This is a genomic window from Sphingobacterium sp. SGG-5, from assembly GCF_011043525.1.
GTDB lineage: Bacteria > Bacteroidota > Bacteroidia > Sphingobacteriales > Sphingobacteriaceae > Sphingobacterium.
Genome location: NZ_JAAKGO010000007.1, coordinates 159,548 through 182,408, shown reverse-complemented (window position 1 = coordinate 182,408; position 22,861 = coordinate 159,548). Strand labels below are relative to the sequence as shown.

Genomic DNA, 22,861 nt, shown 5'->3' with positions numbered 1-22,861 from the left:
TAATTAGAAAAGTAACATCCCTAGTTGGGTTTACGAATTTCCTAGTTGGGTTTACAGTTTTTCTATTTAGGTTTAGTTGTTCCTAATTAAGGATGGAGAATTCCTGATTAGGAATACGGCGTTTCTGCTTAGGAAAATGACATCCCTGATTAAGTTTGTCCATTCCTTGTTTAAGAAAGCTCTGTCTTTCATTAAAAAAATGGTATCCCCATCTGGGAAAATAGCATTCCTAATTAGGTTTATGAATTTCTTGTTTGGGTTTACAGTTTTCCTGTTTAGGTCGAGCCATTCCTAATTAGGAATGGAGAATTCTTGATTAAGAATGGCGAATTCCTGTTCGGAAAAATTCCATTCTTAATTAGGAAAACGTCGTTTTTCAGTTCAAGTAAGTTCCCCCCCCTTGTTTCACTTTACAGGTTCATTATGCTTTTTAACAACTTCCCGTCGACCGGTATCCGGATCGATCTCCAGTTCGGTCTGTTTAACCAAAACAGCATAAGACGACGGACTGATGCCTCGGCCATATTTGATGGCATATTCTTTGGTAAACTCGGCACCAAAATAAAGAATGGCCGCAGAGTAATAAACCCAGGCCAGTAAGATGATGATAGATCCTGCTGCGCCGTAAGCTGTAGCCGTGGCATTGTTAGAAAGATATAATGAAATACCATATTTTCCGATCATGAAAAGCAGAGTCGTGAATATAGAACCGCCCAGAATATCTTTGAAACGTACTTTTGCATCGGGCAGAAAAGAAAATATAAAGCCGAATAATAACGCAATAACTACAAAAGTAATCCCGGTATTTAGCCAGTCCAACAGCCCGATATTCCACCCACTTAAGAAGCTTTCTATATGTTTGGTCAATACCCCGATAATACTGCTGATGAGTAAAGAAGCCATAAGCAGAAAACTTAATCCCAATATCATGGAGAAAGAAATCAAGCGGTTGATGATTAATTTTAGCCAGCCTTTCTTCGGTTTTGCTTTAACTTTCCAGATGGTGTTTATCGAATTTTGAATATCGACAAAAATTGTAGTCGATGTAATGACAAGCGTACTGATACCGATAATAAGGCCAATGCTGGATCGGTTTTCAAAGGATATTTTTTGAATAGCATTATCCAGCAGTTTGGAGATTTCCGGACCGAAGATGCCGTTCAACTCATACAGCACTTGATTTTTGGCTTCGGTAGATCCTTCAAGATGAGTGCCATAGAAAAACCCTAATGCCCAGATCACAATCATGACTAAGGGGCCTATAGAGAAAACCGTATAATAGGCCAGGGATGCGCTGAGCTTCATACAATTGTCCTCCATAAATCCGTTGCCGGTATTAAGGAGCAGTTTTCCAAACCCTTTTATCTTACTGACGAATGATTCTTTCTGAGGCTCTTCTGTATTATTGATGTTCTGCATATATTCCTTGAATTATATCCGCATATTTTTGAAGGATGATTTTCCGCTTTAGGGAGAGTTTAGGTGTTAGTTCTCCATTGTCGATTGTCCATTCAATAGGCAACAAGACAAACTTTTTGATTTTTTCCCATTGCCCAAAACTGGCGTTGGCTTTATCCACCTCCCGTTGATATTTAGCAATTATCTGTTCATCTTTTACCGCCTTCTCGTTACTTTCATACGGTATGCCTTTATGGTTGCACCATTTTTTCAGCTCTTCAAATGCCGGCACGATCAGCGCCGAAGGAAAACGTTGGTTTTCGCCTATGACCATCACTTGGGCAATAACAACGGACTCCATAAGTTTGTTTTCCAGTACCTGCGGGGCGACGTACTTTCCTCCGGCCGTTTTGAACATTTCCTTCTTTCTATCGGTAATGCGCAAAAAGCCGTCAGTCGTTATTTCACCTATATCTCCCGTATGCAGATAACCATCGCTGTCGTACGTCTCTTTTGTGGCTTCCTCGTTTTTATAATAGCCCGGAGAGACCGATGGTCCCTTGACGAGTATCTCACCATCGGGCGCGATTTTCACCTCCAGATTGTCTAACACCCGGCCGACGGTACCAAATTTGATGTCAGTCTCCTGCCATGAGTTGGCGGCGATTACGGGTGAAGTTTCGGTCAGACCGTATCCTTCGAGTACCTTGATGTCGGCAGCCCAAAATACCCGAGCGAGTCGCTCCTGTAGGGCTGCACCACCCGAAATAATTAATTTGATGTGCCCACCCAAAGCGTCTTTCCATTTGGAGAAAATCAATTTGCGGGCAATGGACAGTTGTATATTGTACCAGAAGCTGTTGAGCGGAGGCTCTTGGAAGCGAAGACCGAGATTGAGTGCCCAAAAGAAAAGGCCTTTTTTTAGGCCGTGCAGCGCCCTTCCTTTTTCAACGATACTGTCGTATACCTTCTCGAGTACGCGGGGTACGGAGGTAAACATATCCGGTTTGACGGCGTTGATATCGGCGACAATATTATTCAGGTTTTCGGCATAATAAACCTGCATTCCTTTGGAAAAGTACAAGTAGACCGCCATTCGCTCAAAAATATGGCACAGTGGGAGAAAACTCAGTACTCTACGATGCTCTTGGGTTAGCAAATGGGAGCAGGCCTCAACGTTGCTGATAACATTTTTATGCGTAAGGTATACACCTTTCGGCTTTCCGGTGGTTCCGGAAGTATAGATCAGCGTTAGTAGGTCATCCTCATGTACGACATCGTTATACGTTTGCAGATCGAATGTCTGCTCCTTACCTAAGGTATAGAGCTCCATATAATTTTTATGGCTATCTACCTGGTCAAAGGTGTACAGCTCGATGTGCTGATTGTTTTCTTGTAAGGCTGTTTCGATTTTATCACTTAGCTCTTGGTTGCTGACAAAGGCCAGCTTGACCTCCGAATCGTTCAGAATGTGTGTTAGATCCTGTGCGGAGAGGGTGGGGTAGAGCGGTACGGTTGCTATACCAAGCTGGTTACAGGCGAAGTCTACGAAATTCCATTCCGGTCGGTTGCCCGACATGATCGCGATGCAGTCTCCTTTTTGTAGGCCGGTTGCCAGAAGTCCTTTGCTGAGGTGGTCGACAATGTCAATGATTTCACGTATGCGGTATTCTTTCCAGCCATTTTCTGCTCTGTTGGCTACAAGAATCGTCTTTGTGGAAGAGGTTTCTTTATTCTTGAGTAAGTCGAATAACCTAGATGCTGTCCTCATACGGATTTGTTTTTAGATTTGTTATTTTGCCCTGTCGGATGATAGCCGACTGTTAAATATACTAAAAAACTGCATGTTTGTTTGGGTAGATTGTTATTTTTGTCGTTATAAAGATGTTAAAATGTCTATTTTTGGGACATTCAAAAAAATAGTTTTATGGTCAATAACTTACGCATTGTTTCTTTTTTAATCTTATCCATCTTTTTTTGCGAAAACTCATTTGCCCAATTGGACAATCAACATACTGTCGGCGTACGTTTTGGAAGTGCTACCGGTGTAAGCTATCGGTATTCCCTGTCTGAAAACCGGGCATTAGAGGGGATTTTGAGTGTGCAGAGCTCTTCCCGGACAAGCCGTTTCCGTGTTGTTGGACTGTATCAGTATCATAAGCCTATTGCAGACAACTTTTCCTGGTATTATGGTTTCGGCGGAAGTTTTGGTAGTATGAAATACAAGGCATATAAAAATGCGGCCGGTGAGCATATCGATTCTTCATCTGATCTTCTATTGAGTGTCGATGGTATTATCGGTATTGCCTACGACATACCGACCACGCCGCTATCTGTGTCATTGGATGCGAAACCGTATCTGGACTTTCTCCAGGAATCATCTATTAAATGGGTAGATCCGATAGGCTTCACTATTCGCTATAAATTCTAGGTCAACGTCAGCCAGATATCCCCCAACTTCCGTTGTTCGGCCGAAGCGTTTTCGAGTCTTCCAATCATGAATGACTTTTTGTTCGATTCCTGAAGTTTGAGGGTTATTGTTTCGAGCAAGCCTTCTCGGGCGACGATTATCTGTACTTCATCACCGATCTGGGAAGTGGAAAGTACATAATCTATTGCTTTTCCATTGTCCTCAATGCGATAACCGTTGATAGCCAGGAGTTCGTCGTCGACTTGCAGTCCGGCTTGCCAGGCTGCAGAATCCCGATCCATATTTTTGACCATCACACGGGTGTCGTGCGTATTGGTCCTTATGCCTAAGGAAAGCGGTTTGTTTTCTTTTTCGTTGGTATCGATCAATTCATAGCCTACCGCATTGAAATAGCTGTTGTAATCCAGTTCGGTAAGTTGATGTGCTGCGTGAAAGATATCGGAAAGGTCTATTCCGGTAGCTTTTTCGGCCAGATCCTGGAATTCCTGTTCTTCGAAGCCGCTGCCCGCTATCAGGTAAAATTGTTCGTAAGCTATCCGCAGGACGTCGTCGAGTCTCTTTTCTCCCTTGGTATGGGCGAGAATTTTGATATCCAGCGCGACAGCCAACATCGCTCCTTTATTGTAATAGGAGATGGAGGTGTTGTGCGTGTTTTCGTCGGGTCGATATTGCTTGATCCAGCTGTCAAAGCTTGCAGCAGCAGCCGTCTGGATTTGATACCCCGGGCGATTGTAGACCGTATTGAAATCAATCGCCAATTGCCGTAGGTAATCCTCTTCATTGTAGAAGTCACATCTTCGCAAAACGAGGTTGTCGTAATACGCGGTAAAGCCTTCCATCATCCACAGTGCTGTGGTATAATTCTCTTCGTCGTAATTGAAAGGACCTAACGTTTTTGGGCGTAGTCTTTTTACATTCCACAAATGGAAATATTCATGCGCCACCAAGCCCAGATAGGCTTTGTAGGTGTCGCTGTTGGCGTAGCAAAAACGGGACGTGGTCAGCACGGTAGAGTTGAGGTGCTCCAGTCCGCCGTTTCCGCCCGAAGAATGATGTGTGATGAAAAGATAATAGTCGTTGGGATTTAATCCCCATATTTTATTTTCTTCCCGCACAATTTGTGTAATGTCGGCACTCAACTGCTCCTGATCATAATCCGCTCGGCCCACCATGGCACACTCGTGTAATGTTCCGTCGACGTCGAAAAGCCAGGTGTTCTGGTTGCCGATTTCGAAAGGGCAATCATAAAGCATATCGAAATTTTCAGCCAGAAAACTATGTTCATTTATTTTTAGAAGTCCTGTAGATATTTTATGCCACCCTTCGGGTAAGTCCACCGTAACCCGCACCGCGTGTTCCAGTTGGTCTTTGATATAGAGGAAAACGCCTACTGGACTCAAGAAAGCGTGTTGCGCATCGATAAAACTTGTTCGCACCGATCGTTCAAAAGCATATACGCTATAGTGAACGCGCACATCCTGTGTTCTTGTGAAAATACGCCAGGTGTTTTTATTTATTTTTTCAAAAGGAATAGATTCTCCCTGATCGTTTTGTGCCTGAAAACGTTCTACATTTTTGGCATATTCCCGGATTAAATAAGAGCCGGGAGCCCAGACGGGCATCTTGACATCCAGATAGTCGTGATCCTGAAAACCCTGGGCCGTCATCTGAACGTCGACGTAATGTGCCTGAGGTTCGGTAAAAGAAAGATGAAAAGTTATACTTGAGCTCATTTTTTAAAAACTATATTTCCGCTTTTTTATGTAAGTTTTCCTCTGCAATATAAGCCTTCAAAGGCAGAGGAGAGATCGATAAATCTCTTTTATATGCAACTTGGTATATTGCATATAAAAGTAAATTTATCTAAGTTTGAACGTACAATGTAAGTTTGAAGGTACGAAAGAAAGAGAACAAATTATGATTTTAGTTGCAGATAGTGGATCGTCGAGCTCGGAATGGATGTTGAATGTGCCCGATAGCAAGCCGCTCCGTTTCAGGACTAAAGGTCTCAATCCCTTTTTTGTCAATGAGAAAGAAATCGAAAGGGTGATGAAAGATGTGCCCGAGATCATTCCCTATATCGATGAGATCCGGGAGGTCTATTTCTTTGGAGCGGGTTGTGTGACACCTGATAGACGGGAGATTGTTTCCAATGCGTTGACGACTTTTTTCCCAAATGCTTTTATAGCTGTGGAGAGCGATCTCGTAGGTTGTGCTTATGCTGCATGTGGCCAAAAGAAGGGATTAGTGGCAACGTTGGGCACAGGATCTGACATCAGCTACTATGACGGAAGGGAGTTGAAGCCCAGTCATCAGGGGTTAGGCTACGTCCTCGGCGATGAAGGCTCGGGATCCTGGTTTGGTAAATTGTTGTTGAGCCGATATCTCTATGGGGAGATGCCGCCGGACTTGGCCAAAAAGTTTGGCGAGAAGTATAGAGTGAATAAGGATATCGTGATCAAGAATGTGTATCAGAAAGACCGCCCGAATGCCTACTTAGCGGCTTTTGCAATGTTTATGGAAGAGAACCGACAGCATCCGTATATTGATAAGGTGTTAACAGATGGTTTCGATGAGTTTGTACGTACCAATATCATGACTTATCCAAATTATTGGGAACATGAATGTAATTTTGTGGGAAGTATAGCTTTTCATTTTGATTTACATCTGGCAAAGGTGTGCGCGCTGCATGGTATCAAAGTGGGTAAGATATTAAAATCTCCCATGGAAGATCTTTTTGCTTTTATTATCGAACGGGAAATGAAACAAATTGATGTCGGTGTTGGTTAATTGAAGGTATAGGTTAAAATTAAAATTATGTTATTATTTATCTTATTAAATGTGTTGATGTCATCACCCTCCATTTACGATTATTCTTTTACCTCCATTTCGGGAGAAAAGATTGAAATGTCGTCTTTCAAGGGGAAGAAAATCCTGGTTGTCAATACAGCGTCCAAATGTGGCTTCACGAAGCAATACAAGGACTTACAAAAGCTGCACGAACAGTATGGCGACAAGTTGGTGATTATTGGTTTTCCGGCAAATAATTTTGGAAACCAGGAGCCGGGCAGTAATACGGTTATACAGGAATTTTGCGAAAGGAATTTTGGGGTTACTTTTTTGTTGTCGGAAAAGGTAGAGGTGAAAGGGGAAGAGATGGCTCCTTTATTTAAATACCTTACCCACGCAGACAATCCGGATTTTACCGGTGATATTAAATGGAATTTCGAAAAGTTCTTGATCGATGAAAACGGTAAGCTTATCCACCGGTACCGCTCGGCAGTCAATCCTATGGATGAAAAGATTACGGGGCAAATATAATATATGACAACAAAGCACTCATCTGATGGGCAGGAGTGCTTTGTTAACTAACCATTTTTAACCTAACTTGCGATGAAGTGTCATCTAATAAGTACATTACAAACGTATATTATTGACATTTAGTATATATCGCGAGGGTGTTAAACTTTTGTTAATTTTCAAATCTTCGAAATTAAATCTTATTTTTGAGTACTATAAAAACATATTCAAGACTTATGCCCACTTCAAAGGATCAACTTTTTGAAAAAATAGATAACTTATTACACACCATTAATACAAACTATCAAGAGTTAAAAGCTGCGGAAAATATAGATAAAGCAGAGTTGACGTTACTGGTTGGAAGTATTGATTATCTGTCCAGTCATATCAAGGCTTTACGATACATTAAGGGAGGAGAGATAAAGGGAGAAGAGCCGGTAGAACTTGAAGAACAGTCTGTAGGAGAACCTGAGGCTGTGTTTACGCCCGAAATAAATTTCGAAGAGAAAGAAGTTGATACCCAGGATACGTTTGAGGAAATAGCAGAATTGCCGCAAGAGGTAGAGGAAAAATCCATTGAAAACGTAGCTGCAGATCCGGTAGTAGCAACTGTGGTCGAAGAGGAGAGAGTAGTTGCGGTAGCTGGAAATAATGAAGTAATAAATGAACCTGAAGTGCCGGTGGAAGAGGTTGCTTTGGAGGAAGTCGCTGCACCTGTCGAGAAGGAAGCCGATCAGGATACGCCGGCGAAGCCATTAAGTCTTAATGAGCTAATACACCAGCAGAAATTGGCCGGCCGGAATATGACGCAGCAGTTCAACACATCCACTTCTTCGGTCGATAAAGTATTGGATCTTAAATCAGCTATCAATCTAAATGATAAGCTCTTGTTTATAAAAGATCTGTTCAACGGCTATAGCCTTGCCTATAGTGAAGCCATAGAGTTGGTGAACAGATTTGATAATTTTGCGGAGGCCGATGCTTTTCTACAATCGAACTATGCGTTGAAAAATAGTTGGTCGGATAAGCCCCAAACAGTGGAGAAGTTGTATGCGGTACTACGCAAGCGATTTGTTTAGTTGATCCTATCAAATTTCATCCAGCCGTTTCCTTCGTGTCCGAAATAAAAATATTTGGGTTGGAGGATTTCAGCTAACATTTCGCTTTCTTTCAGATATTGACGCAGATCCGTGTCAAAATCAGTACTTTCTATAATGTAGATGCGGTTATTTAAATAAGCGACAGCATGTTGTAGCCAACTTTGTTGCAGGAGATCAGGCATAAGGCTATATAGGCTCTCATCGTGCTGCAGAACCACAACAATATGTGGTTTCTCCTGTAGGTCTGTGATGAGCTTTGCACCAGCTAAAGCTACTTTTTCCCGGAGACTTTCGGAGGAAAAAGGTTCAAAATTATCCTTCTGGCTTAAAAAAACTACAGTTGGGAAATTTTCTGCCGGCAGGAATTTCAACTTATGAATCATAATATTGATTTCTTCCTGCAATGATTCGGCTTGTTGGTGATCTTCTGTTGTCAGCAAGGCCAGAAGCTCGTTGTATTTTGTCATTTTGGTCTTTTGTTATTTCGCTATTTCGGTTTTTTGTTTTTTGCTGTATAGAAATAGGGTTACCGTAAGGGTATGGTTTCTCCGATTTTAGGCAACAGAAGTTGATATTCGGCCGTACGGAAGAGTGCTTGTGCTTCTTCTGTATGGATAGCTATCGGGGGAAACGTATTATAATGGATGCCAATGATATTTCGGCAGTTGATGAATTTTGCTGCTTTCAATGCATCATGTATATCCATGGTATAATGCCCTCCAATGGGTAAGAATGCGTAATCCAACTGCAGATCATCCAGTAATTTCATTTCTACCGTTAAGGCCGTATCCCCTGCGAAATAGATCTTCATGTCGCCGACAAAGAATACATAGCCGCAAGCAACGCCACCATATTGGCCATCAGGTGTTGCATTGGTATGTAAGGCATACACCATCTTTACCTTTCCAAAAGGTAGACTCAGGGTGCCGCCAAAATTATATTCAATAACCTTATCGTCAGCAATGCCTTGTCTTCTCACCCAGGCTGCCGTCTCTACAATAGTAGCTACCGTGGCTTGACTCTGTTGCTGAATGCGGACTACGTCAGCGACATGATCTTGATGGCCGTGGCTTAGAAAAATATAATCGGGATTTAAGCTATCTACCGAAATATGCGAAGCCATAGGGTTGGCAGAAATAAAAGGATCGAGCAGGACTTTTGTGCCGTCAAAATCAAATTCGACGCAGGATTGGCCAAGGTATGTTACGGATATCGGATTTGCCATGTTGGATTAACGTGTAAAGTTTAAAGAATAATTACTTATTGAATAGATTGCCCAGTCCGCCAAACATATCGTTGGTGGCGGCCTGCATTTCTGCCTGACTGATGTTGTCGGCCTGAGCCAGCGCTTTATTTAATGCCACGATCAATAGCTCTTCTACTTGCTCTCTGTCGCCGCCGGTAAATAAGTCTTCACTGATGGTTATTTCCTTGATTTCTTTATTTGCTGTGGCTATTACACGGACTTTGCTGCCCTCTGCTTCGCCCACGACCGAGATATTATCCAACCGGGCTTTAATCTCTTGCGCTTTCTGTTGTGCCTGAAACAATTTGTCAAACATTTCTTCTCTCCTTTAATTGATGCCAATTTACGAAAAACATGTCTGTTGGTCAAAATTAGAGTCACTAAAAAAGCCGGCGTTATCCGATAAAGATAAAAGCCGGCTTTGATACAATAGTAGTTTAGTTTGTCTATTTATTGTATTCGTTTGTTTTAGCCGCACGTTCGATATGGAATTTGACTAAATCGTCGATCGGTGAACGAAGAATTTTGCCCACTTTCATGCCATATTGTGTGGCTTTTTCCTCCAATACATTCCGGAAGTTGTAACCTACCGAACCGATACAATTGAACGTGTATTTTTGATAGTCGGGATATTTACTAACCAGGTTGGCGAAAAACGCTTCGAAAGCGTCATTCACAATACCCCGGGTATATTCGATGTTTACGTTGTTGTCGTAGACAAATTTGCTGAAGCTTGCACAAAAACGATTGGCCAACGGCTTGGTGTAAACATTGTCCATGATTTCGTCGGGTGTTAGCTTATACGTTTCAAAAAAAGCGTCTTCGACATCTTTGGGCATTAAACCGCGGATGAAATCGGTTAATAGTTTTTTACCGATATAACTGCCGCTACCCTCATCGCCAAGTATATACGCTGCAGAGTCGATATGGTAAGTGATATGCTCGCCATCATAGATGCAGGAGTTTGTTCCTGTGCCTAATATAGCTGCGAAACCCGCTTCTGTGCCCAACAATGCTCTTGCGGCAGCCAACAAGTCGTGACCGACTTCTATTTTTGCATTTGAAAACAACACCTGCAGGGCGTCTACTACAATTTGTGCTTTTTCGTCGTTGTGTACCCCTGCTCCATAATAATTAACTTCAGTAATTTGGTCCAGCGGTAAATCCTGAGGTAGGCCTTTCTTCAGGGAGCCAACAATATATTCACTGTCGACGAAGTAAGGATTGTACCCCTCTGTATTAAAATAGATTTTTTTTTGATTATTATCTAATAGGCACCAATTTGTCTTTGTAGAGCCTCCATCTGCAATTATAATCATTATTATTTTTTTTAGTTTTTTATGAAAAATACCAGTATTATAAGCTTTTCGAAGATACAGCATTATTTATAAAAAACCATGATTAACATTATTTTTATTTTAAATATTTTTTATAAATCGAGGTAAATGTTGGTTTATTATCGTTTTAAAGTGGTTTTTGCGAAAACTGATGATAGTGTAAAAAGTACAATTAGGAGGGTTGTGTTTCAAAATTTTTAGAAGGTTTTGAACAGCGTGCATGATTTTTATGCTATCGATTGCATAAATTTCCGATTTTTTTTTGAAATATCAATTCTTATGTTTTTCTTTGTGCATTCTCATTATTGTCCTTTTTCTATAATAAGAAACTCTTCTTCTTTGCGTTTGGGAGAGAGGTGCTGAATAGAAATTAAAATTATTAGGATCAAATTCATATAAAATATACTCCAAACTCATACATACAATATTTTAAAATTAATGGATATTACCGAATTGAATTCAAAACTCGTGTCAGAATTACGCGAGATAGCGAAGGTGTTAGGAATTGTCGATGTCGAGAAATTGCGTAAACAGGAATTGATTGACAAGATTGCGGAAGTAGCGACACAAGCTGTGGAAGAAGAACCGAAAGCGGAACCTGCTGTTGCTGACGAGGAAGATCGACCTCGAAAAAGAACAAGAACGGTAAAGTCATCCCCTGTAGCGGTCACAAAGACCGCGCGTAAGGCTGATAATACTGAAGCTACACTCTTTACTGCAGAAGACTCAAAACAAGATACTACCCCTACACCGGAGACGGAAGGAGTTGCTGCGCCAGAAAGTAAGAAAAATGAGAGTACTACTTCAAATATGGATTTTGATAATGTTATTATCAATGAGGGTGTCTTGGAGATCATGCCGGATGGCTATGGCTTCTTGCGTTCTTCTGATTATAATTATTTGACGTCTCCCGATGATATTTATGTGTCCCAGTCTCAGATCAAGTTATTTGGTTTAAAGACCGGTGACAATGTGAGGGGTTCCATTCGCCCGCCAAAAGAGGGAGAGAAATATTTTCCTTTGGTACGGGTCGAATCGATCAATGGACAAAACCCTGCCGAAATACGTGATAGGGTTCCGTTTGACTTCTTAACGCCTTTATTTCCGGATGAAAAATTAAATCTGGATTTAGGTGCGAATAATTATTCGACACGTATTATTGATTTGTTTACACCTATCGGAAAAGGACAACGTGGTCTCATTGTTGCACAGCCAAAAACGGGAAAGACAAATTTGCTAAAAGAGGTGGCCAATGCGATTGCAAAAAACCATCCCGAAGTATATCTGATTATCTTGTTGATCGACGAACGTCCTGAGGAGGTTACAGATATGGCGCGCAATGTTCGTGCAGAGGTGATATCATCGACTTTTGATGAGCCTGCTGATCGTCATGTGAAGATTGCGAATATTGTTCTTGAAAAAGCAAAACGTATGGTAGAGTGTGGGCATGATGTAGTGGTCTTGTTGGATTCCATTACACGGCTGGCACGTGCTTACAATACGGTGGCTCCTGCATCGGGCAAGATATTGTCCGGAGGTGTGGATGCCAACGCCCTTCATAAGCCGAAGCGCTTCTTTGGTGCAGCCCGTAATATCGAAAATGGCGGTTCCCTAACGATTTTGGCAACAGCCTTGACCGATACCGGCTCTAAGATGGACGATGTGATCTTCGAAGAGTTCAAAGGAACAGGCAATATGGAGCTTCAACTGGATCGTAAATTGGCGAATAAGCGTTTGTTCCCTGCCATTGATCTTACGGTTTCCAGTACGCGTCGTGACGACCTGTTGGTCGATAAGGATGGGTTACAGCGACTTTGGGTGTTGCGTAACCACTTATCGGATATGAACTCTACTGAAGCCATGGAGTTTTTACTGCAACAGCTTAGAGGCACACGCTCTAATGAGGAATTTTTAATTTCAATGAATGGGTAATATTCGTGAAATATTTAATACATTTAAGCCATCCGTCAGCTGACGGATGGCTTTTTATTTATATATGAAGAAGTATATTCCAAATACGGTCACTTGTCTTAATTTATTCTCGGGTTGTATCGGAATATTGTTGGTGTTGAAGGGTGATTATTACGGCGCATCATACTGTGTAATAGCATCGGGCGTGTTCGACTTCTTTGACGGCTTGCTCGCTCGGGCATTGCATGTGAAATCTTTAATTGGTAAGGAGTTGGATTCGCTGGCTGATGTGATTAGCTTCGGTTTTCTGCCTGGGGTATTGATGTATACGCTTCTGCAAAAAGTTACAGCGTATGATTATTTACCTTATGCAGGCTTTTTAATCACGATCTTTTCAGCCTTACGGTTAGCCAAATTTAACCTCGATAAACGTCAGACCTCTGATTTTATAGGTGTAAATACACCGATGAACACCTTTTTGATTCTATCCTTGCCGTTCATAGGTGACCGTTACCCGGATATCCTTCTCAATGTATATGTGCTGCTCTTCATAACGGCAGTGTCGAGTCTACTGTTGGTGTCCGAGCTACGGCTCTTTTCGATGAAGATGATTTCTTGGTCCTGGAAGGACAACCGTTATCGATATATGTTTTTGATAGTATCTGTGGGGGCTCTTATCGTGTTGAAGGTATTGGCCATACCCCTGATTTTCGTCCTTTATCTGCTGTTTTCGTGGGGGCATTTTTCCCAGGAACGGCCGACGGCGTAGCACTTGGTGATAATACATTTAATCCGGTCAACCCATATTTTAATTATTCCCGCGATTTCATATTTTTCTTTTTCAGCAAAACGGAGCATGACTTGGTTCAAGGTCCGGTACATTTCCCAATACTCCGGAAAATAATCTGTCGGGTCTTTAAAATCGTTGACAATCTCTATCAGATGGCAATATATATCATATTCAATGAATTTGTTGTAGTGACCTTGATCCGCACATAACCACTCTTTTTCATGATTAAAATTGTCATTAATATGTTTTTCACAGCTGTTTTTATAGCGTTTTCTGAAGAAGGCTAACTCTTTCTGGATCTTATTTCTTTCGGACAGGAGTAAATCATACATTTTCGTAAGCTCTTCTTGGATTTCTAAGTTCCTCGAAATGATGGGCATAACTACTTCTTTTGCTGATTAACTAAAGTATGAGAACAAATAAGGTGGAGTTTTGTTCGAAAAAAATGCAATTTCAAGTATAACTGAATTTTTGTGATTAGTAAGCATAGGTAAATGAGAATGTCGGAATTAGTTTCTGTGTGGCTCTGGGGTCGTTTACATAGGTCAGATGTCCACCTGCTGAAAATACAGGAAGCGGATATTTAAATAGGTTGAAGTCAAGCGAGAGCCCTGCACTGTATGTCTTTGGTGCCCAATCCGCAGTCTCGATATTTTGGTAATCTGCAGATAAATCGCCTTTGATCCGTTTGATATAGGCCAGTGAACCGATCGACCAGTCCGGATAGGCGAGAGGCAGTCTGTAATCCATTAACAGTGTATTCTTGAGGAATACCGTGGGGTAGAAGGAGAAGCCACGAGGTAGTGGGATATCGTTGTTGTGTAGAAATCTTCCTGATTTTTCCTGATAAGAATAGCGTATTTGTAGGCCGTGGTTGAGCAGTAAGCCGGGGAAATAAAAGTTGGTGCGCAACGACCAGGTTGTTCCGGTCTGTGCCGGATCAAAAGGCATATGCCTATAGGTAAAGCTAAAGTTTTGTCCCCAACGCGGTGTTAAGTCCATGGTGCTCATGGTATGGTTGCGGTTTAGATAAACCTGGTAATTCAACGGAAATTTACGGGTCATTGGGAAGTTCGTTACTGCCATACTAACATTATAGCGCTGCATATAAGAGGTGCCGAAATTAAAGCCGTAGCTGTAGGTGTAGTTTCGCCGATAGACGGAAAAGGGAAGTTGAATATTCGCATCTAGGTAATGTTCACGCCAGTCATAGGGGTACATTGTTCCGTCCCTCCCTTTAGCCTGGTCTATTTGTCCCCGGTTGCGATAGGCAAGCGTGATTTTAGGATAATAGCGTTGGTAGGTAATTTCAGCCGAATATATACTCTTACGGATATCGGTATCATATTCGTAACCTAACTTGACCTGTGTGGTGTTTAGCACATCATTAGATAGCCAGAATATTCCTGGTTTTAGATTGTCAAAATTTTCAAAATCACTGCCGCTTAGGGTCAGGCTGTGAAAATTAAAGCTATGGGCTGTTACGTTGTAGTTTTTGATGGCGTATGTCCTAACTGTGCTATCCGGTAATTCGGGATCGACGTTGTTTTGGTTCGCGTATAAGGTCTTGATCGATCTGGGAGGCGTGGTTGTGTGGGCTATGCTGTCTGAAGGCTGCCGGCTGATTTTGTACCCCTCTGTGGTGTAATTGTTGTACCAGATGGTGTCGTCTTGAACAAAGGGATTGAAGCCCCCAAAAGGTGCATTGGTCAGCTGTGTGATAATACCCTCATGGATCTGGTATATATCGTCCTTTTTGTTGTAATTTGCTTTGTATAGGATGTTGTTTTGGTGATAAACAGGACGTTCGTATTGGATGTTGCTCCATTCGAATAATTCTGTTAAAGAACCTCGGACAAGGTCGATTTCCACGAGATTTGTACCCTGTTCGGTGACGGAAACAGCGACCATTTTTTGTCCTTCATCGTGGTATTGCGGTTGTTGAATGAGTGTGCCGGCAGGTAGGGGGATGTGTTTATTGATATTGCCTGTGATAGCATCCAGTAGAATGAGGTTGCATCGATTGGCTTGGTCGACCTCGACGCAGGCGATCGTCTTGAGATCGGGCGATAGGACGGGGCTGTAGTACCGGGTTTTACTCGTCAATACGCGAATATTCCTGGTTTGCGTATCGTACAGATAGATGACATTATAGGTCTGTTTTTGGAATCGCGGATCTTTCCGGAGTTCATCCCAGACTATAAAATGTCCGCGAACGTGAAAGTGAGGTGCGATCTGTCGTCCGATTTTGATGACGCGTTTTGCTTTTTTGTGGTGACCGAGATCAAAAGCGACAATAGCAGGGGTCTTTTGTCGTCCTTCCCGAAGTGCATACAACGTGTTGCCCACAACTTGCGGTAGATTGTAATCGGTAGGGTATCGGTCGTTGGTCAGGACCGGACTGCTGATAGCACTGTTCGTTAGGGGAGTATTCCATTCTTCCGTAAGACGGCTTATCGTGGTCTTGAAGAGTTGATTTCCTTTCATGCCGCTGTATTTTTTCAGTGCTTTTTGAAAGTTGAATGGACGCAATAATTTGCTACGCATGTCCTGCAGGATTTTGCTTTGGATCAACGTATCGATTTCATATAGCTCGCTGTTCATGAAGTAGCCGATGGTGTAGTAGCTGGGTACAATATCTTTAAAAGAGCCGTGTACATATTTATTGAAATCATAGTTTTTTGCCGACTGTATATTGGCGCGAACAGGCATGTCCCACGATGCTAATCTTCCTCTTCCTCCTTCCGAATGTAGGGTTTCCTGAAGTACGGCGTCGCCCTCGAAATACCATGCCGGAAGGTTGAGTCCAAACAGCGCCAGTGCCAATTGTTGTAAAAAAGAGCCCCTTAAATTTCCTGTCAAATTGTCAAACTGAACAACATGTCTGCTCTCATGCAAGGCGAGGTTAGGGAGCCATTCTTGGTTGTCTGCTACGTTCGGTGGGGTAGAGTAGAGCTCTGATTTTCGGGGAGCGAGCATGACGAATCCGTTTGGTTGGAGGTAATTTGTTTGAATAATAAAGGTCATTTTTCGGGTCGGTCTATCGAAATTTCTCCTTACCAAGTGAAGGAAGTGATCGAGTTGAGTGGCTAATTTTGGCGCCTTGTCCGTGAACTCTTCGGGAAAAATTAGCACGAAATCAGCCGTGTTAATTTGCTTCCATTTTATGTTGAAATGGGATTGAGAACTGTCAAAAATCTGAGCATAAGTGTTTATTGAATACAGAATTAATATGAATGGTAATAAATATTTCATTATGAGTTATATATGTCTTATGTTTGGGGTGTTTAATTGGGGTTGCTAATAATGTTAGTCGTTTTTATCTTTTATGTCTGTATAAATAGGTTACATATATGAATTTAAAATATTGATTATAATTATATTATGTATTTACAATACATAAAGAATTTGATATATTTTTTATGCTTTTTATATCCTATTTGACGAGATAGCTCGTTTTATAATGACACGTCTAATGTATTACTTTTAATTGATAAAATAAGTATTTCGGCTCATAAAAATAAAGTCTGATGGAGGGAAAAGTGTCCTTCATATCAAGAGGCTGCCAAAGGGTGTGATCGTGGGGGTTACTTGGTTTATGTTTGGCGTGCGTTGCATTTTAAACGTGCCGGATATCTTTTCGATGTTGTAATCGAATAGGCAGCTCATATCGGTATGTGGTGACGGATGATTTTGTGGAAACGGCGAGAAGTCTGTGTGCTGTCAAATTGTCGTATTTCAGCGGTAAAAATAATTTCATTCAATTGGTAAAAAAGCTTACTTTTTTCATTTAAAAAAACGACTTTTGCAACAACTAAAAAATTGAACATGTAGGATTAAATATAGGAGGGCGTATATGGAAGAATTGGAAATGCAGGTCATGCATATTGAAAGGTTGATTGAAGAGAATAATCTTGTAGAGCTTGAGCATTTTCTGAACGAACTGAACATCTCAGATGTTGAAGAGCTGATCGATGAGCTTCCGGAACACGGACCCCTATTTTTAGAAACATTGAGCTTGAAGCGAGCGGTCAATGTTTTTAGGATCCTCGACTTCCCTACACAGGAACGTATTTTCAAAAAGCTTTCTGCGGCTAAGGTTCGGGAATTGATTAACGAGATGCCTCCGGATGACCGTACGTCTTTTTTCGGAGAATTGAAGGGCGATGTGGTGAAGCATCTGATCATCATGCTTTCTCCTCAGGAGCGGAAGGAGGCCTTGTCTTTACTCGGCTATCCTGAAGATAGTGTCGGACGTCTGATGACCCCAGACTACATTACAGTGAAGGAACATTGGACAATCACCCGTATTCTGGAGCATATCCGTCGGTATGGAAATGCATCCGAAACAATTGATGTGTTGTATGTCATTGATAGCGCAGGTAAGCTGATTGATGATATCCGGATCAAGGATATCCTTTTGGCTGATCCGGATACAAAAGTAGGTGAGCTGATCGATAACCGTTTAATTTCCTTGAATGCAAACGATCCGCAAGAGGAGGCCGTAACGGTGTTCCGTATGAATAACCGGGTAGCGTTGCCGGTGGTTGATGAGCAGGGGATCATGTTGGGAATTGTGACAATTGACGATATACTCTGGGTCGCTAATGAGGAGTATACCGAGGATATGCAACGTTTTGGGGGTACAGAAGCACTCGATGAACCGTATTTGGATGTATCGGTTTTCCATCTGGTCAAAAAGCGCGCAGGTTGGTTGATTGTATTGTTTCTGGGGCAGCTGCTGACGGCTACGGTGATTGAGCGTTTTGAAGCGCAGTTGGCCTCTGTGATCTTTTTATTTGCCCTTATGCCGCTGATTATCTCCAGTGGTGGAAATAGCGGTTCACAGGCTTCCACATTGATTATTCAGGCCATGGCTTTAGGAGAGGTCACTATTGGAGACTGGTGGCGTGTCATGAAAAGGGAAGTGGTTTCAGGTACTATTTTAGGCGTTATATTGGGGGCATTAGGTTTTGCCCGGATCGCCACTTACCAGCTGTTTACGGAGATGTACGGCGAACATTGGGTATTGGTGGGCGTAGTGGTCTGTTTGTCGCTGATCGGTGTCGTGCTCTGGGGGTCGCTGACAGGTTCGATGTTGCCCTTTTTGCTCCGACGTCTTGGTGCAGATCCGGCCAGTTCGTCGGCGCCTTTTGTATCTACCTTGGTGGACGTGACCGGATTGATTATTTATTTCACGTTTATCACATTGATTTTATCGGGTGTACTGTTATAAATTATTCTTATTGGCAATGAATGACTTGTGAAAGATTGAAAAAAAATATTTGCATAGATGCGGTAAACTTCCGATACTTGCACCGTTGAAAGCAAAAAGCTTTTCAAAATTCCTGAATAGCTCAGTTGGTTAGAGTCCCGATACATCGGGATTAATCAGAGGGTCACTGGAGAGATAAGTTCCGCAAGGGTTCTTAAAAAATTGAAAATATTAAATAACATTCCTGAATAGCTCAGTTGGTTAGAGTCCCGATATATCGGGATTAATCAGAGGGTCACTGGAGAGATAAGTTCCGCAAGGGTTCTTAAAAAATTGAAAATATTAAATAACATTCCTGAATAGCTCAGTTGGTTAGAGTCCCGATATATCGGGATTAATCAGAGGGTCACTGGAGAGATAAGTTCCGCAAGGGTTCTTAAAAAATTGAAAATATTTAAATAATATTCCTGAATAGCTCAGTTGGTTAGAGCATCTGACTGTTAATCAGAGGGTCGCTGGTTCGAGCCCAGCTTCAGGAGCCAAGGTCGTAGAAATATTCTGCGACCTTTTTTTGTTATGGACTATCATCTTTACATATTATATTCTCAGTCGTCAGACCGATATTATGTTGGTTATACCTCGGATGTTTTATCACGATTGGAACAACATAATACTTCTTTGCGTTCTACGTATACATCTAAACATCGTCCCTGGGAGTTGAAGAAAGCAATAGTATTAGGCAATGATCGGGGTTTTGCTATGCGGGTGGAACGTGCAGTTAAGCGTATGAAAAGGCGTAAGTTTCTTGAAACCATTATCAGCGATGTTGATAATATAGATACAGTAGCTCAGTTGGTTAGAGTCCCACTGCATCGGGGCTGTTTTTCAATAAGAAAGGTGGCTTTTGCTTTATAAACGAAGATTAGAGATCAATATCTGATTGTTTTGTTATATTTATAGTTTATAGTAAACACCGCACAATCATGAGCACACTATTTGTGAAAAATATGGTCTGTAACCGTTGTATTTTGGTTGTCCAGAATGAACTGGATAAGCTGGGTATAGACGTCAAAAATATAAAGTTGGGCGAAGTGACATTGACAAAGGACCTGACGATACAGGAAAAGGATAGGCTGGAGGAAGCCCTGATTCCTTTAGGGTTTGAGGTTATCGACGATAAAAAAAGCCAACTGATCGAAAAGATAAAGAATATTATTATTGATCTGGTACATTACCAGGACAATGGGGTCAAGTCAAATCTGTCGGATATATTGAGCGATCAGCTCCATCACGATTACAATTACCTTTCCAATCTCTTTTCAGAGGTAGAAGGGACGACTATCGAGAAATACTTCATCGCACAGAAGGTGGAGAAAGTAAAAGAGCTGTTAGTATATGACGAGCTGTCCTTAAGTGAAATTGCTTGGCGGCTTAACTATTCGAGTGTGGCTTATCTAAGTAATCAGTTTAAGAAAGTGACTGGACTGACGCCAAGTCATTTCAAACAGATAAAGGAAGATAAGCGAAAACCGCTGGATAAGGTGTAAATCTTACAAATCAATTCCAAAATTACATAACAAGCTCCGGATTATTATGGCCAACTTTGTGTAATAAACAAAGGGTATAATTATGGCAACAGATGATATAAAACATAAAAGTGACACAGTGAAGAACACCTTTCCCGTATTGGGTATGAGCTGTGCTTCCTGTGCGAGCAGCGCCGAGAGTATTGTCAAACATGAACCGGGCGTCGTAGATGCTTCGGTCAACTTCGCTACAGGAAACCTGATAGTAGAATTCCTGCCGGATAGGACAGATGCGGCAAAATTGCAGAAAGCCGTGCAATCCGTAGGGTATGATCTATTGCTCGAAGATGAGTCTACGCAACAGGAGACGTTGGAAAACATCCACCAAGAAAAGTTCAAAAAGCTAAAGACCAGAACGGTGGCGGCGATTATTTTGGCATTGCCCGTTGTCATTATTGGTATGTTTTTTATGGACATGCCCTATGGCAACGAAATTATGTGGATTTTTTCTACACCTGTTGTACTCTGGTTGGGTAGGGATTTTTTTAGCAATGCTTGGAAGCAAGCTAGGCATCGTTCGGCTAACATGGATACCTTGGTGGCCTTGAGTACAGGTATAGCCTATCTCTTCAGCGTATTCAATATGTTTTTTCCAGATTTTTGGCTCCGGAGAGGATTAGAAGCGCATGTGTATTTTGAGGCAGCAGCCGTCATTATCGCCTTCATCCTTTTAGGACGATTGTTGGAAGAACGGGCCAAGGGAAACACTTCAGCTGCGATTAAAAAGCTAATTGGATTACAGCCCAAAACGGTAACCGTCATCGCATCAAATGGAGCTGAAAAACAAATCGCTATCGAAGATGTACATGCTGGTGATGTTATCTTGGTGAAGCCCGGCGAGAAAATTGCCGTGGACGGCATGGTGGTTTCCGGCAACTCGTATGTGGATGAAAGCATGTTGAGCGGCGAACCCGTCCCGGTCCTCAAAAAGGAACATGAGAAGGTCTTTGCAGGAACGATCAACCAGAAGGGCAGCTTTCAGTTTAAAGCGGTGAAGGTCGGAAAGGACACCATGCTCGCACAGATCATCAAGACGGTACAAGATGCGCAAGGGAGTAAAGCGCCGGTGCAAAAACTTGTCGATAAGATTGCGGGCATCTTTGTGCCTGTGGTTATCGGTATTGCTATATTTACGTTTGCATTGTGGACCCTATTCGGAGGCGACAGCGGCGTAGTCCAAGGGTTGTTGGCTGCGGTTACGGTATTGGTCATCGCTTGTCCTTGTGCATTGGGATTAGCTACACCGACAGCAATTATGGTCGGTGTGGGTAAGGGAGCAGAGCAGGGGATACTCATTAAAGATGCGGAGAGTCTGGAACTGGCAAAGAAAGTCGATGCCATCATTTTGGACAAGACAGGTACCATTACAGAGGGAAGACCGCAGGTTACCGATATCCTATGGTTAAACGGCGATGATACGACTAAAGATATTTTACAGAGCCTGGAAAAACAATCCGAGCATCCTCTGGCAGAAGCTGTAGTCAACTATCTGGGTGATGTATCCCCCGTATCGCTATCGCTGTTTGATAGCCTCACCGGCAAAGGAGCAAAGGCAAACTACGAAAATGAAACCTACTATGTCGGAAACAAGAGGTTGCTGACAGAAAACAACATCACGATGGATGGGAAGTTGGCGCAGCAGGCTGAAGTCTGGGGTGATGCTGCAAAGACCGTAATTTGGTTCGCCAATAGTAGTCAGGCACTTGCCGTGCTGGCGATATCGGATATGATTAAGGCAACTTCAGTTCAGGCTATAAAAGCATTACAGGATATGGGTATCGATTTGTACATGCTGACGGGCGATAATGAAGCGACGGCCAAAGCCATTGCGGAGCAAACCGGTATCCAGCATTATAAAGCCGAAGTACTGCCACAGCACAAAGCTGATTTTGTTCGGGAACTCCAGCGACAAGGAAAAATTGTGGCTATGGTGGGCGATGGCATCAATGACAGTACCGCATTGGCGACGGCCGATGTGAGTATCGCAATGGGGAAAGGGAGCGATATTGCAATAGATGTGGCCAAGATGACCATCATTTCATCCGACCTCAACAAAATACCTCGAGCGATCCGCCTATCGAAACAAACTGTAGCCACTGTGAAGCAAAACCTGTTCTGGGCATTTATCTATAATGTGATTGGCATTCCGATTGCAGCAGGTATTCTCTATCCGATCAGCGGATTTCTGTTGAACCCTATGATTGCGGGAGCTGCCATGGCTCTGAGCAGTGTCAGTGTGGTCAGCAATAGCTTACGCTTAAAGTGGAAAAAGTAAATGACAAACAAATAGTATTTAAAATAAAGGATTATGGAAAATAAAGAATTTCAGTTTAAAACAAATCTTAATTGTGGCGGATGTGTATCGAAAGTAGCTGCCGTATTGGACCATGTGGATGGTATCCGCAAATGGAACGTCGATATTGACAATCCGGACAAGATCCTTACGGTAACATCCGAAGGTATTACAACCGACCAAGTTGTCGCACTCATTGAGAGCAAAGGTTTTACGGCAGAGCCATTGGCCCAATAGGCTACACCATAACGGCT

The 22,861-nt window shown here is 42.3% G+C and carries 20 protein-coding genes and 1 tRNA gene; 12 read left to right on the top strand and 9 right to left on the bottom strand.

Going from position 1 to position 22,861, the window contains the following annotated elements:
- Positions 1 to 405: 405 nt before the first annotated feature.
- Together G5B30_RS12660 and G5B30_RS12655 are read right to left on the bottom strand one after the other, a co-directional pair.
- Positions 406 to 1,419, bottom strand: coding sequence for a YihY/virulence factor BrkB family protein (locus tag G5B30_RS12660; protein WP_165320363.1), 1,014 nt, complete (start codon positions 1,417 to 1,419; stop codon positions 406 to 408).
- A complete protein-coding gene (locus G5B30_RS12655) occupies positions 1,403 to 3,169 on the bottom strand; it encodes an AMP-dependent synthetase/ligase (RefSeq protein WP_165320362.1) in 1,767 nt (588 codons plus the stop codon). Before G5B30_RS12655 ends, G5B30_RS12660 begins: the two co-directional genes overlap by 17 nt.
- Positions 3,170 to 3,325: 156 nt before the next feature.
- Between G5B30_RS12655 and G5B30_RS12650 the strand changes: the two genes are divergently transcribed.
- The gene (locus G5B30_RS12650) at positions 3,326 to 3,829 is read left to right on the top strand and encodes a hypothetical protein (protein ID WP_165320361.1); all 504 of its coding nucleotides are present in this window, start codon (positions 3,326 to 3,328) and stop codon (positions 3,827 to 3,829) included.
- Here G5B30_RS12650 and G5B30_RS12645 read toward each other — a convergent pair.
- Positions 3,826 to 5,562: a M61 family metallopeptidase gene (locus G5B30_RS12645; protein WP_165320360.1), complete on the bottom strand. Its 1,737-nt coding sequence runs from the start codon at positions 5,560 to 5,562 to the stop codon at positions 3,826 to 3,828. The genes G5B30_RS12650 and G5B30_RS12645 overlap by 4 nt on opposite strands.
- 184 nt (positions 5,563 to 5,746) lie before the next feature.
- On the opposite strand from G5B30_RS12645, the gene G5B30_RS12640 reads away from it, so the two are divergent.
- The 3 genes from G5B30_RS12640 to G5B30_RS12630 all read left to right on the top strand — a co-directional run bounded on the left by G5B30_RS12640 (position 5,747) and on the right by G5B30_RS12630 (position 8,208).
- Positions 5,747 to 6,619: an N-acetylglucosamine kinase gene (locus tag G5B30_RS12640; RefSeq protein ID WP_165320359.1), complete on the top strand. Its 873-nt coding sequence runs from the start codon at positions 5,747 to 5,749 to the stop codon at positions 6,617 to 6,619.
- Positions 6,620 to 6,646: 27 nt separating this feature from the next.
- Complete coding sequence (locus G5B30_RS12635) at positions 6,647 to 7,150, top strand: glutathione peroxidase (protein WP_165320358.1); 504 nt, start codon at positions 6,647 to 6,649, stop codon at positions 7,148 to 7,150.
- 215 nt (positions 7,151 to 7,365) lie between these two features.
- Complete coding sequence (locus G5B30_RS12630; RefSeq protein ID WP_165320357.1) at positions 7,366 to 8,208, top strand: hypothetical protein; 843 nt, start codon at positions 7,366 to 7,368, stop codon at positions 8,206 to 8,208.
- Here the strand turns inward: G5B30_RS12630 and G5B30_RS12625 are convergent.
- The 4 genes from G5B30_RS12625 to G5B30_RS12610 form a co-directional block, all read right to left on the bottom strand.
- Entirely contained in the window at positions 8,205 to 8,696 is a 492-nt protein-coding gene (locus G5B30_RS12625) for a hypothetical protein (RefSeq protein WP_165320356.1), read from the bottom strand. The genes G5B30_RS12630 and G5B30_RS12625 overlap by 4 nt on opposite strands.
- A 59-nt stretch (positions 8,697 to 8,755) precedes the next feature.
- A complete protein-coding gene (locus G5B30_RS12620; protein WP_206367116.1) occupies positions 8,756 to 9,454 on the bottom strand; it encodes a metal-dependent hydrolase in 699 nt (232 codons plus the stop codon).
- 31 nt (positions 9,455 to 9,485) lie between these two features.
- Positions 9,486 to 9,791: a YbaB/EbfC family nucleoid-associated protein gene (locus G5B30_RS12615; RefSeq protein ID WP_165320355.1), complete on the bottom strand. Its 306-nt coding sequence runs from the start codon at positions 9,789 to 9,791 to the stop codon at positions 9,486 to 9,488.
- Between the two features lie 130 nt (positions 9,792 to 9,921).
- Positions 9,922 to 10,794, bottom strand: a complete 873-nt coding sequence (locus G5B30_RS12610) for an N-acetylglucosamine kinase (protein WP_165320354.1) — start codon at positions 10,792 to 10,794, stop codon at positions 9,922 to 9,924.
- 456 nt (positions 10,795 to 11,250) lie between these two features.
- Here G5B30_RS12610 and rho point away from each other — a divergent pair, with 456 nt between their 5' ends.
- Entirely contained in the window at positions 11,251 to 12,744 is a 1,494-nt protein-coding gene (rho, locus tag G5B30_RS12605) for a transcription termination factor Rho (RefSeq protein ID WP_165320353.1), read from the top strand.
- 64 nt (positions 12,745 to 12,808) lie between these two features.
- A complete protein-coding gene (locus G5B30_RS12600; RefSeq protein WP_165320352.1) occupies positions 12,809 to 13,492 on the top strand; it encodes a CDP-alcohol phosphatidyltransferase family protein in 684 nt (227 codons plus the stop codon).
- On the opposite strand, the gene G5B30_RS12595 is transcribed toward G5B30_RS12600, so the two are convergent.
- Together G5B30_RS12595 and G5B30_RS12590 are read right to left on the bottom strand one after the other, a co-directional pair.
- Complete coding sequence (locus G5B30_RS12595) at positions 13,441 to 13,893, bottom strand: hypothetical protein (protein WP_165320351.1); 453 nt, start codon at positions 13,891 to 13,893, stop codon at positions 13,441 to 13,443. The genes G5B30_RS12600 and G5B30_RS12595 overlap by 52 nt on opposite strands.
- A 97-nt stretch (positions 13,894 to 13,990) precedes the next feature.
- Entirely contained in the window at positions 13,991 to 16,768 is a 2,778-nt protein-coding gene (locus tag G5B30_RS12590; RefSeq protein ID WP_206367114.1) for a TolB family protein, read from the bottom strand.
- Between the two features lie 601 nt (positions 16,769 to 17,369).
- Between G5B30_RS12590 and mgtE the strand changes: the two genes are divergently transcribed.
- The 6 genes from mgtE (at position 17,370) to G5B30_RS12560 (ending at position 22,844) form a co-directional block, all read left to right on the top strand.
- Positions 17,370 to 18,749 carry a magnesium transporter gene (gene mgtE, locus G5B30_RS12585; RefSeq protein ID WP_165320349.1) on the top strand — a complete coding sequence of 460 codons (1,380 nt, stop codon included), beginning with the start codon at positions 17,370 to 17,372 and terminating at the stop codon, positions 18,747 to 18,749.
- A 444-nt stretch (positions 18,750 to 19,193) separates the two neighbouring features.
- Positions 19,194 to 19,270: transfer RNA gene (locus G5B30_RS12580), tRNA-Asn, on the top strand.
- A 34-nt stretch (positions 19,271 to 19,304) separates the two neighbouring features.
- The gene (locus G5B30_RS12575) at positions 19,305 to 19,643 is read left to right on the top strand and encodes a GIY-YIG nuclease family protein (protein WP_165320348.1); all 339 of its coding nucleotides are present in this window, start codon (positions 19,305 to 19,307) and stop codon (positions 19,641 to 19,643) included.
- A gap of 68 nt (positions 19,644 to 19,711) precedes the next feature.
- Positions 19,712 to 20,275, top strand: a complete 564-nt coding sequence (locus G5B30_RS12570) for a helix-turn-helix domain-containing protein (protein WP_165320347.1) — start codon at positions 19,712 to 19,714, stop codon at positions 20,273 to 20,275.
- Between the two features lie 82 nt (positions 20,276 to 20,357).
- Positions 20,358 to 22,589, top strand: coding sequence for a heavy metal translocating P-type ATPase (locus G5B30_RS12565; protein WP_165320346.1), 2,232 nt, complete (start codon positions 20,358 to 20,360; stop codon positions 22,587 to 22,589).
- A 33-nt stretch (positions 22,590 to 22,622) separates the two neighbouring features.
- Positions 22,623 to 22,844 carry a heavy-metal-associated domain-containing protein gene (locus G5B30_RS12560; RefSeq protein ID WP_165320345.1) on the top strand — a complete coding sequence of 74 codons (222 nt, stop codon included), beginning with the start codon at positions 22,623 to 22,625 and terminating at the stop codon, positions 22,842 to 22,844.
- Positions 22,845 to 22,861 lie beyond the last annotated feature (17 nt).

Excerpts from the sequence above, each read along its gene's own strand:
- G5B30_RS12620 (WP_206367116.1), bottom strand. The coding sequence starts at position 9,454 with ATGGCAAATCCGATATCCGTAACATACCTTGGCCAATCCTGCGTCGAA.
- G5B30_RS12635 (WP_165320358.1), top strand. The coding sequence starts at position 6,647 with ATGTTATTATTTATCTTATTAAATGTGTTGATGTCATCACCCTCCATT.
- G5B30_RS12595 (WP_165320351.1), bottom strand. The coding sequence starts at position 13,893 with ATGCCCATCATTTCGAGGAACTTAGAAATCCAAGAAGAGCTTACGAAA.
- G5B30_RS12560 (WP_165320345.1), top strand. The coding sequence starts at position 22,623 with ATGGAAAATAAAGAATTTCAGTTTAAAACAAATCTTAATTGTGGCGGA.
- G5B30_RS12640 (WP_165320359.1), top strand. The coding sequence starts at position 5,747 with ATGATTTTAGTTGCAGATAGTGGATCGTCGAGCTCGGAATGGATGTTG.
- G5B30_RS12625 (WP_165320356.1), bottom strand. The coding sequence starts at position 8,696 with ATGACAAAATACAACGAGCTTCTGGCCTTGCTGACAACAGAAGATCAC.
- mgtE (WP_165320349.1), top strand. The coding sequence starts at position 17,370 with ATGGAAGAATTGGAAATGCAGGTCATGCATATTGAAAGGTTGATTGAA.
- G5B30_RS12655 (WP_165320362.1), bottom strand. The coding sequence starts at position 3,169 with ATGAGGACAGCATCTAGGTTATTCGACTTACTCAAGAATAAAGAAACC.
- G5B30_RS12565 (WP_165320346.1), top strand. The coding sequence starts at position 20,358 with ATGGCAACAGATGATATAAAACATAAAAGTGACACAGTGAAGAACACC.
- G5B30_RS12590 (WP_206367114.1), bottom strand. The coding sequence starts at position 16,768 with ATGAAATATTTATTACCATTCATATTAATTCTGTATTCAATAAACACT.
- G5B30_RS12610 (WP_165320354.1), bottom strand. The coding sequence starts at position 10,794 with ATGATTATAATTGCAGATGGAGGCTCTACAAAGACAAATTGGTGCCTA.
- G5B30_RS12660 (WP_165320363.1), bottom strand. The coding sequence starts at position 1,419 with ATGCAGAACATCAATAATACAGAAGAGCCTCAGAAAGAATCATTCGTC.
- G5B30_RS12615 (WP_165320355.1), bottom strand. The coding sequence starts at position 9,791 with ATGTTTGACAAATTGTTTCAGGCACAACAGAAAGCGCAAGAGATTAAA.
- G5B30_RS12650 (WP_165320361.1), top strand. The coding sequence starts at position 3,326 with ATGGTCAATAACTTACGCATTGTTTCTTTTTTAATCTTATCCATCTTT.
- G5B30_RS12570 (WP_165320347.1), top strand. The coding sequence starts at position 19,712 with ATGAGCACACTATTTGTGAAAAATATGGTCTGTAACCGTTGTATTTTG.
- G5B30_RS12645 (WP_165320360.1), bottom strand. The coding sequence starts at position 5,562 with ATGAGCTCAAGTATAACTTTTCATCTTTCTTTTACCGAACCTCAGGCA.
- G5B30_RS12600 (WP_165320352.1), top strand. The coding sequence starts at position 12,809 with ATGAAGAAGTATATTCCAAATACGGTCACTTGTCTTAATTTATTCTCG.
- rho (WP_165320353.1), top strand. The coding sequence starts at position 11,251 with ATGGATATTACCGAATTGAATTCAAAACTCGTGTCAGAATTACGCGAG.
- G5B30_RS12575 (WP_165320348.1), top strand. The coding sequence starts at position 19,305 with ATGGACTATCATCTTTACATATTATATTCTCAGTCGTCAGACCGATAT.
- G5B30_RS12630 (WP_165320357.1), top strand. The coding sequence starts at position 7,366 with ATGCCCACTTCAAAGGATCAACTTTTTGAAAAAATAGATAACTTATTA.